Raw genomic sequence first — 9,785 nt, 5'->3', positions numbered from 1 at the left:
CCGTCACGTCAAAACGCGCCACGACCCCGAGTTCTACCAGAGACACCAGCCCGGAACTGAGTCACTGCGAGATCCGAACCTTAAACAGCTCCTAGGGAGCACGGCGGCCCGGCGGCGGTCGCGAAAGCGGACGAACACCGGCAAAAGTCCGGTGAGCGCCCAGAATGTTGATGGGATCGTGACGTCCGGCCGCAACCGCCCCCGGCGCTGGTCAGCGCCGGGGGCGGCCGTCTGCCGGTGGGTCAGTCCAGCGTCCACCGTTGCGACGGCGTGCCGTTGTCCGGCTGTTGGGTCAGCAGGTCGCCGTCGGCGGGCCCGGCGGTGGTCAGTAGGAGTCCGCTGCGGCGGTTGGTCAGGGTGTAGGCGCCGGAGGGGAGCCGGGTGGCCGTCCAGCGCTGGTTGTCGCCGCCGGTGCAGGTCCACTGGATCACCGGGGTGCCGGGGGCGGTGGCGCTGCCCCGGTCGTCCGCGCACAGCCGGGAGTGGACGTTGGTGAGGGTGTAGGAGCCGTCGGCCTGCCGGGCGAAGGTCCAGCTCTGGTTCAGGCCCCCGTTGGTGGTCCAGGTGTCGAGCTGGGTGCCCGGGGTGGTGGACCAGTCGGGGACGTCCAGCGCCTTGCCGGCGGTGGACAGCACATGGGTGCCGTCGAGCACCGGGGCGGCGGTGGCCGGGGTCAGGGTGAGGGTCTGGGCGGCGACCGGGCGGGTGTCGGCGGTGCTGCCGGGGTTGTCCCAGGTGCGCTGGGGGGAGGTGGTGACGGCCTGGGCCCCGGTGGTGAGGCTGAGCGCGAGGTCGCTGTAGCGGTTGACCAGCCGGTAGCCGCCGGTGGGGGTGGACGGGCCGCTGCCCGTCGGGCTGGTCACCACGGTCTGGACGGACCACTGCTGACCGACGGTCGGGTTGCCGCCGCGGGCCGAGAGCGCGGGGGCGGCGCCCCAGGCGCGCCCGGCGTTGCCGCCGGAGTCGACGCCGAGCAGCTTGCCGGAGCCGGCGTTGGCGATGGTGTAGAAGCCGTCGCCGGTGGGGGTGAAGGTCCACTGCTGGGCGGCGGTGTCGGCGGTGGCCGAGGTGGTGAGGGCGCTCCCGCTCTGGGCCAGCGAGCGGCCGTTGCCCGCGGCGAGCCGGTACGGCACCCCGGTGGTGACGGGTGCGGCCGGCGGGGCGCCGGCGGCGGTCGGGGCGATGGTGACCTCGGCGTACTCGCCGCTGCCGGTGGAGCAGCTGTACCAGCAGTAGGAGCGGAAGGACTTGCCGAGCACGGTGGTGCCGGTCCGGCTGCCGGAGTCCACCAGCCAGCGGTACCAGGAGCTCTGCGGTCCGCCGACGGAGCCGATGTCGGTCCACTGCTGGGTGGCCAGGTCGTCGGTGACGTAGTAGTGCTGGGGCTGGTCGGAGCCGGCCTCGTTCTCGGGGGTGCCGACGTACTTGCCGAGGTAGGCGCTCCAGGCGATGTTCAGCACCGAGAGCTGTGAGGGGGCCGGCATGGTGCCGGCGGCGATCTGGGTGCGGATGCTGCCGGTGCGGCCGGGGGAGTAGCTGTCGCCGGGGGCGAGGTAGCCGGTGCCGACCCCCTGGGCGGGGACGAGGTCGCTCTCGGCGCCGCCGACGCCCGGGGTGGACCAGGAGCCGTCGTGCCACTTGGTCCAGGAGGAGGCGGCCATCTTCCCGGAGATCGGCGCGCGGGCGACGTGCTCCTCGAAGCCGCCCCAGCCGCCGGTCTTGTCGACGGCCCGGGACATGTAGAACACGTAGAAGTAGCCGGAGCGGTAGTCGGTGAACAGGCGCGGATCGCCGTCGCCGTAGGAGTAGGTGGAGTTGGGGAAGGTCGTGGTGTCGCCGCGGACGGTGCTGTACGGGGTGGTGATCGCGTGGTCGGTGATGGACCAGGTGTGGCCCCGGTCCTTGGAGACGGTGGCGTCGATGGCGTCGTAGTGCAGGCCGTCGCCGAACGGCTGCGGGGTGAACTCGTTGTGGACCAGGCCGTACCACCAGCCGGTGTCGGGGTCGACCCAGACCCCGGTCAGGTCGCAGTAGTTGGGCTGGGCGTAGCCGGAGCCGGCGGGGGCGGCGGTGGCGCCGCGGCCGGTCGGGCTGTTGTTGCAGCGCCAGGTGGTGTCGCCGTTGCTGTCCCGGGGGTCGGCGGGGTTCACCGCCGTGCTGATCGGGGCGAGGGTGGCGGTGTCGAAGTTCGAGCCGCTGTAGAACTGCCAGCTGCGGCCGTCCTTGGCGCCGTACAGCGAGTGGGCGGACTGGTAGTAGAACTGCCCGTCGGTGTCGGTGTAGCCGAAGGCGGGGGTGTCGTCGGCGTTGCCGAAGGGGACGGGCTTCCCGGCCGAGAGGGTGTACGAGGCGGGCGGTGCCGCGCTGCCGCCCCAGACCTCGGTGGCGGACGGCGCGCACGGGGCGAGGCCGACGCGGGCCCCGTCCGTGGCCGAACTGCCCTGGACGGCCAGGCACTTGGCCGACTTGGCGGCGTAGACGGTGCCGTCCGGGAGCCAGCCGAACCGCTGGTTGGGGCCGGAGGTGCAGCTGTAGAGCTGGAGCAGTGCGCCGGTGGCGTTGGAGGCGTCGGTGACGTCCAGGCACTTGCCGAAGGCGGTGACGCTGCCGTCGGGGTTGCGGGTCCACTGCTGGCGGGCCGAGCCGTCGCAGCCGAGCAGCTGGACGGGGTTGCCGTCGGCGGTGCCGCCGCCGGCGTCGTCCAGGCACTTGCCGCCGATGGTGACCGTGCCGGTGGTGGCGGTGGCGGCACCGGGCGGGGCGGCGGAGGCGGGGGGTGCGGCGGCGAGCGGGAGGCAGGTTGCCGCCGCCAGGGCCAGGACCGGCACGAGCGAGGCCCGGGCCGGCCGGGACGTCGTCCGTCTCATCGGGGGATCCTTCCGGAGGCGTGCCGCCCGCGACGTGGGGGAGGCGGCACGACTGGCGATTAGTTCCGCCAGAATCCGAACTTATTGTGGGTCATGTCAACCCCCGTGCAGCAGATCGGCGTGTACGGTCAGCGCCGCGCGGGCGTCATGGCGCTGGTCGGGTCCTGGTAGACGGCGTCCAGGGCGAGCAGCGCCCCGCCCCGGGCGGTCCCGGTCAGCCCGGTGGTGGACAGCACGATCTCGCAGCCCCCGGCGTCCGGGGCCATCACCCGCTCGCGCACCTGGGTGGTCACGCTGTCCAGCAGGTACTCGCCGAGGAAGGCGAAGTGCCCGCCGAGGACGATCAGCCGGGGGTTGAGGACGTCGGCGAGCAGCGCCAGGCCGGGGGCGAGGTTGTCGGCGATCCGCTGCACCGCGGCCAGGGTGCGGGGGTCCCCGGCGCCCGCCCGGTCGCGCAGTTCGGCCAGCCGGCGCTCCAGGTCCACCATCGGGTCCCAGACCAGGTCACCGGGGTCGGCGGCGTAGCGCAGCAGGGCGCCGCGGCCGACGGTGGTCTCCCAGCAGCCGCGTCTGCCGCAGGCGCACAGCTGCTCGGAGGGCACCAGCTGGAGGTGGCCGACCTCGCCCGCGTACCCGCCCGCGCCGCGCACCAGCTGCCCGCCGGCGATGATGCCCACCCCGACGCCGGTCTGGCCGGTGACGTAGACCAGGTCGCGGACGTTGTCGGCGGAGGCGGTCACGTACTCGGCCAGCGCACCGAGCTTCGCGTCGTTCTCCAGGTGCATCTCGGGGGCGCCGGGGCCCAGCCGCTCGCGCAGGCCGGCGATGGCGGGCACGTCCCGCCAGCCGATGTTGGAGGCGAAGCCGACGGTGCCGGTGGCCATGTCGGTGGCACCGGGCGTGGCCAGGGTGACCCCGGCAACCCGGCCGCCGTCGCGGTGCAGCGCCTCGATGCCCCGGGCGACCAGCTGGGCGGTGGTGTCCAGGGTGGCGTCGGGCCCGGCGGCCCGGACGTCGAAGGGGATCCGCTGCTCGGCGGTGACCTCGCCCTTGAGGTTGAGGGCGAGCAGGCTGACGTAGTCGACGTTGATCTCGGCGCCGATGCCGTGCACGTCGCTGCCGTCGATCTCCACGGCCTGACCGGGCCGGCCGACGGTGCCCCGGTCCCGCTCGGCCTCGCCCTCGCGGATCAGCCGGCCCTCCAGCAGTTCCGCGGTGAGGTTGGAGACGGTGGCCTTGGGCAGGCCGGTGTCCTCGGAGATGCGGGCGCGCGAGCGGGGGCCCTCGTCGCGCAGCAGCCGCAGCACCATGCCGAGGTTGGCCCGGCGGGACGACGAGCGGTCGCGGGCGACGGCCGGCCCGGCCATCGCCAGACTCCGTACGCCCGAGCCTTGAAGTGCTGCCTTCACGAACCGCTCCTCCTCCGCTGCCACCGTCACGGCCGACGCGGGCGCCGACGCAGCTCTTGACTTTATCAGGGTTGGTTCAAACAATAACCGAACGAATTGGCCGGTTCCCGCTTCGCCCCCAGGGTTCGGGCCCCGCCCTCCCGGTTCGAGGAGACACACGTGAAGACAAGACCCGTTTCGACCGCCTCCGCGCTCGCGCTCATGACGGCCGCGGTCCTCGTGGCCGGCTGTTCCTCCGGCGGCAGCGGCAGCGGCGGTGCGGATGCCGCCTCGGGCCCGGTCAAGCTCGACTTCTGGGGCTGGGCCCCGGGTTACGAGGAGTCGGTGGCCCAGTTCAACAAGACCCACCCGGACATCCAGGTCAGCTTCGGCAAGACCGCCTCCGGCGCCAAGGGCGGCTACACCAAGATGCTCACCGCCGCCAAGGCCGGCAACGCCCCCTGCCTGGCCCAGGTCGGCTACGAGACCCTGCCCAGCTTCGCCGCGGCCGGCGCCCTCACCGACGTCGGCAAGTACACCGCCGACGCCAAGGGCAAGTTCGCCGACTGGACCTGGAAGCAGGTCACCGTCGACGGCCACACCTACGGCATCCCGGTCGACACCGCACCGATGGCCCTGATGTACCGCAAGGACCTGTTCGCCAAGTACGGCATCGACAAGCCCCCGGCCACCTGGGAGGAGTACGCGGCCGACGCCGCCAAGGTCCACGCCGCCGACCCCACCGTCTACCTCGGCAACTTCGGCAACGACCCCTACACCTACGCCGGCCTCGCCTGGCAGGCGGGCGCCAAGTGGTTCGGCACCGGCAACGACCAGTGGCAGGTCAGCCTGAACAGCGACGCCAACCGCAAGGTCGCCTCCTACTGGCAGGACCTGCTGGACAAGAAGCTGCTCAAGACCGACCCCAGCAACGACGCCTCGCAGTTCAGCGACATGGCCAACGGCAAGATCCTCTCCGACGTCAACGCGGTCTGGGACGCCCCCATCATCGCCGGCAGCGTCAAGGACGGCGCCGGACAGTGGGCCGTCGCCCCGATGCCGGTGTGGGACGCCGCCAACCCCGCCTACGGCAACGACGGCGGCTCGGCCACCGCCGTCCTCAAGGGCTGCGCCCACGCCAAGGAGGCCGCCGAGTTCGCCACCTGGATGAGCACCGACACCGACAGCGTCGGCAACCTGATCAAGGTCACCGGCATCTACCCGGCCGCGACCTCGGCACTCGCCCACCCCGCGCTCTCCCAGCCCGACCCCTTCTACGGCGGGCAGGTCATCTACGACGTCTTCAAGGCCGAGACCGCCCACATCACCACCGACTGGCAGTGGGGCCCGACCATGACCCAGACCTCCACCGACCTCGGCGACGGGCTCGGCAAGGCGGGCACCGGCGGCACCACCCTGCCGAACGTGCTCGCCGACGCGCAGAGCAGGACGGTGGCGGGCCTCAAGCAGCAGGGCCTCGCCGTCGCCGGCTGACCAGGCACCCGGCCCGACCAAGGAGGGACGACCCCCCATGACCACCGCCCTCGCCGGGCGGACAGCACCGCAGGACCGCGCCGCCCGCCCGGCCCGCCCCGCCCGCCACCGGGCCCGGACCGTCGCGCTGTTCCTCGGCCCGTTCCTGCTGCTGTTCACGGCGCTGTACCTGGCGCCGATCGGCTACACCCTCTACCAGAGCCTGTTCCGGATGCACCGCTCCGGCCTCGGCCTCTCCGCCCCCACCCAGGCCTTCGCCGGCCTCGGCAACTACGCGACGGCGCTGGGCGATCCGGCCTTCCGCGGCTCGCTGCTGCGGGTGCTGCTGATCGGCGTGGTCCAGGTGCCCGTGATGCTGCTGCTGGCCCTGGTGCTGGCCCTGCTGCTGGACGCCGGGTCGACGATGTTCAAGCGGTTCTTTCGGCTGGCCTTCTTCCTGCCGTACGCCCTGCCCGGGGTGGTCGGCGCGATCATGTGGTCCTACCTGGTCGCGCCGGGCCTGAGCCCGATCACCGCCGCCGCCCACCACCTGGGCCTGGACCTGAACCTGACCTCGGACGGCATGCTCGGCGCGACCATCGGCAACATGCTGACCTGGGGCTGGACCGGCTACAACATGCTGATCATCCACTCCGCCCTCCAGGCCATCCCGGCCGAGCTGGGCGAGGCGGCCCGGATGGACGGCTGCTCGGCCTTCGGCATCGCCTGGCGGATCAAGGTCCCGATGATCCGCCCGGCCCTGGTGCTGACCACGGTGTTCTCCATCATCGGCACCGCCCAGCTCTACAACGAGCCCGCGATCCTGCACAACGTCGCCCCCAACCTGAGTAGCAGTTACACCCCCATCTACGCCGCCTACAACGCCGTGGACGCCAACGACTTCAACCTCGCCGCCACCGAGTCCGTGGTGCTCGCGGTACTGGCGTTCGCGCTGTCCTTCGGCTTCCTCAAGCTCGTCCAGCGCCGCGGGGAGGCCCTGTGAGCACCACCACCCACACCCGCACCCACACCCGAACCGCCCGGTACCAGGCCTCCCGCTGGCTCACCCTCGGCGTGCTGCTGATCGCCTCGGTCTACTTCCTCGCCCCGGTCTGGTGGCTGCTGGTCGCCTCGACCAAGACCAGCAGCGGACTGTTCGCCGGGAACGGCTTCTGGTTCGGCGACTTCGCCCTCGCCGACAACCTGCGGGAGGTGTTCACCCGCCAGGGCGGGATCTACTGGCAGTGGCTCGGCAACAGCGCCGTCTACGCCGTGGGCGGCGCGGCCGGCTCCACCCTGATCTCCGCGATGGCCGGCTACGCACTGGCCAAGTACCGCTTCCGGGGCCGGGAGTTGACCTTCAACGGGGTGCTCGCGGCGGTGCTGGTGCCGCAGCCGCTGCTGGCCGTGCCGCTCTACCTGATGTTCTCCGAGCTGCACCTGGTCAACTCCTACTGGGCGGTGCTGCTGCCCAGCACGGTCAGCCCGTTCGGCGTCTACCTGGCCAGGATCTACGCCGCCGCCTCCGTACCGGACGAGCTGATCGAGGCCGGCCGGATCGACGGCGCGGGCGAGTTCAGGATCTTCGCCACCATCGGGCTGCGGGTGATGTCCCCGGCGCTGGTCACGGTCTTCCTGTTCCAGTTCGTCGCCATCTGGACCAACTACCTGCTGCCCGTGCTGATGCTGGCCGACGACCACCTCCAGCCGGTCACCGTCGGCGTGGTCGGCTGGCAGGCCCAGCGGGCGCTCGGCCCCGGCGCGCCGCCGCTCAACATCGTGGTCACCGCGGCCATGGTCTCCGCGATCCCGCTGGTCGTCCTGTTCCTGTCCCTGCAACGCTTCTGGCGCGCCGGCCTCACCGCCGGGAGCGTCAAATGAGGAGGCCCGGCGTGCCCGCCCGGTACCAGCTGCGGTTCCAGCTCCATCCCACCCCGGACGCCGCCGAGCGCGCCGCCGAACTCGCCTCCTTCTGCCGGGAGTCGGGCGTCGAGGAGGTCGTCCTGCTGCTCGCGGCCGAGGAGCTGTACCCCGGCCACCCGGCGGGCGTGGTCGAGGACCGGCTGTACGACACCGCCGCGACGGCCGCGGCGGTCCTGCGCGCAGCCGGGCTCGACGTCAGCCTCAACCCCTGGGTCACCGTCGGCCACGCGGACCGCGGCCGGGCCGACCGGCTCGGCTTCGCCCCGATGGTCGGCCCGGACGGCACCGTGGCCACCGCCCAGGCCTCCCCGGCCTGCCCGAGGTTCCGCGCCTGGATCACCGCCCACTACGCCCGCTTCGCCGAACTCGACTTCCGCGTCCTGTGGTTGGAGGACGACTTCCGTTACCACAACCACGCTCCGCTGCCCTGGGGCGGCGGCTTCGAACCGCTGATGCTGGAGCGCCTCGCCGAGCTGGTGGGGGAGCCGGTCGACCGGGAGCGGGTGGTCGCCGCCGTGACCGCCCCCGGCCCGCCGCACCCGTGGCGCGCCCTGCTCCAACAGGTCTGGCGCACCGTCCAGTTGGAGGTCGCCACCGAGGTGGCGGCGGCGGTCGCCAAGGCCTCCGACGGGCGCTCACGGCTCGGCCTGATGAGCTCCGAGCCAGGCGTCCACTCGGTCGAGGGCCGCGACTGGCCGGCCCTGTTCGACGCGCTCGCCATCGACGGGCAGGCCTGGCACCGGCCGCACTTCGCCCGCTACTCGGACGCGCCGGGCCGCGAACTCAGCTTCTCGGTCTGGATGCTGGAGGTCCAGCGGGCCCTGCGGCCGCGCTACGTGCGCAGCGCGCCGGAGGTCGAGAACTGGCCGCACACCGCGTGGTCCAAGTCCGACACCCAGACCTGGTCGGAGCTGGTGGCCGCCCAACTCGCGGGATCCGACGCGCTGTTCCTCAACCTCCACCCGATGCAGTCCGGCGCCGCCGGGCGCTTCCCCCAGGTCGCCGAGCTGCTGCGCCGGTCCCGGCCCGCGCTGGACCTGCTCGCCGGGCCGGTGGCGCACACCCACGGCGTGACCCTGCCGGTCCGCCAGGACGCCGCCGCGCACGTCCGCACCCGCCGGGGCGGCGACCTCGCCGAACTGGCGGTCGACCCCGGCCCGGCCGCGGACCACCTGCTCCGCTACGGCGTCCCGGTCACCGCCGAGGACGGCCCGGTCCGGGTGCTGTTCGGGCAGCTCGCCTGGGCCTACGGGGACGCCGAGCTCCGGCGGATGCTCGCCGACGGCCTGCTGCTCGACGGCACCGCCGCCCACATCCTGCGGGCGCGCGGGTTCGGCGAACTGCTCGGGGTGACCGTTGAGGAGGTCGTCGAGCGCGGAGCCGCGGGCGGCCCCGGCCCGTACGCGCTGGAACGGGTGCTGACCGGGGAGGGCGCGGGTGCCTACCTGAGCGTCAACGTCCAGCCCGCCCTGGCCCGGCTCCGGCCGGCGGCGGGGGCCGAGACCTGGACCGAGATCCTCACCCCCGACCACCGGTTCTGGGGCGCCGGCCGGTGCGTCTTCACCAACGAGCTCGGCGGCCGGGTCGCGGTGACGGCCGCCACCGCCGTCGAGCTGCTGCCCCACGACGACGACGGGCAGCGCCTGCTGCACGCCGCCGTCCGCTACCTGGAGGGCGACGCCCCGACCCTGCCGCTGGTCACCGGCGGGCCCCACCTGATCCCGCAGCTGACCCGCACCGAGCACGGCTGGCGGCTCGCCGTCGCCAACGGCAGCGCCGACCCGGCGCACCCCCGGGTGCACCTGCCCGGCGGGGCGGTCCACGCCGAGGGCGTCCTGCTCCGGCCGCTGGCCGAGCCCGAGCAGGTCGCGACGACCGTGACCGCCGCGACGACTTCGGCCGTCGGGACCGCCGCGACGACCGCGGCCGTCGGGACCACCGCGCCCGCCGGCACCGTCGAGGTCGCCGAGCCCCTGCCGCACCGAGGCTGGCTGCTCCTCGACTGGCGGTAGCCCCGCGTCCGGCCCGGGCCCCTCGGCTCAGGCCGACCTGACGGTGGGGAAGCGGTCGCCGCCGACGGCCCAGCGGCCGCGGCGCATCACGGCGACCAGGTCGTAGCTGTCGGAGTCGAGCA

General features: G+C 73.3%; 6 protein-coding genes. 4 read left to right on the top strand and 2 right to left on the bottom strand.

Features of this window, described 5'->3' with window-relative positions:
• Positions 1–242 precede the first annotated feature (242 nt).
• A complete protein-coding gene (locus ACZ4W5_RS37255; RefSeq protein ID WP_465659624.1) occupies positions 243–2,867 on the bottom strand; it encodes an RICIN domain-containing protein in 2,625 nt (874 codons plus the stop codon).
• A gap of 128 nt (positions 2,868–2,995) precedes the next feature.
• The gene (locus ACZ4W5_RS37250) at positions 2,996–4,276 is read right to left on the bottom strand and encodes an ROK family transcriptional regulator (protein ID WP_465659622.1); all 1,281 of its coding nucleotides are present in this window, start codon (positions 4,274–4,276) and stop codon (positions 2,996–2,998) included.
• A 159-nt stretch (positions 4,277–4,435) separates the two neighbouring features.
• Here ACZ4W5_RS37250 and ACZ4W5_RS37245 point away from each other — a divergent pair, with 159 nt between their 5' ends.
• The 4 genes from ACZ4W5_RS37245 to ACZ4W5_RS37230 are packed head-to-tail and all read left to right on the top strand — an operon-like array spanning position 4,436 to position 9,663.
• A complete protein-coding gene (locus ACZ4W5_RS37245; RefSeq protein WP_465659620.1) occupies positions 4,436–5,749 on the top strand; it encodes an ABC transporter substrate-binding protein in 1,314 nt (437 codons plus the stop codon).
• 37 nt (positions 5,750–5,786) lie between these two features.
• Positions 5,787–6,731 (top strand): carbohydrate ABC transporter permease, encoded by a 945-nt coding sequence (locus ACZ4W5_RS37240; RefSeq protein WP_402488593.1) that lies wholly within the window; start codon positions 5,787–5,789, stop codon positions 6,729–6,731.
• Positions 6,728–7,609, top strand: coding sequence for a carbohydrate ABC transporter permease (locus tag ACZ4W5_RS37235; protein WP_465659617.1), 882 nt, complete (start codon positions 6,728–6,730; stop codon positions 7,607–7,609). Before ACZ4W5_RS37240 ends, ACZ4W5_RS37235 begins: the two co-directional genes overlap by 4 nt.
• A gap of 11 nt (positions 7,610–7,620) precedes the next feature.
• Positions 7,621–9,663, top strand: coding sequence for a hypothetical protein (locus ACZ4W5_RS37230; RefSeq protein WP_465659615.1), 2,043 nt, complete (start codon positions 7,621–7,623; stop codon positions 9,661–9,663).
• Positions 9,664–9,785: the final 122 nt, after the last annotated feature.

The organism is Kitasatospora sp. NPDC029367 (assembly GCF_055569135.1).
This window is presented reverse-complemented; position numbering and strand designations above follow the sequence as displayed.

Excerpts from the sequence above, each read along its gene's own strand:
- ACZ4W5_RS37240 (WP_402488593.1), top strand. The coding sequence starts at position 5,787 with ATGACCACCGCCCTCGCCGGGCGGACAGCACCGCAGGACCGCGCCGCC.
- ACZ4W5_RS37255 (WP_465659624.1), bottom strand. The coding sequence starts at position 2,867 with ATGAGACGGACGACGTCCCGGCCGGCCCGGGCCTCGCTCGTGCCGGTC.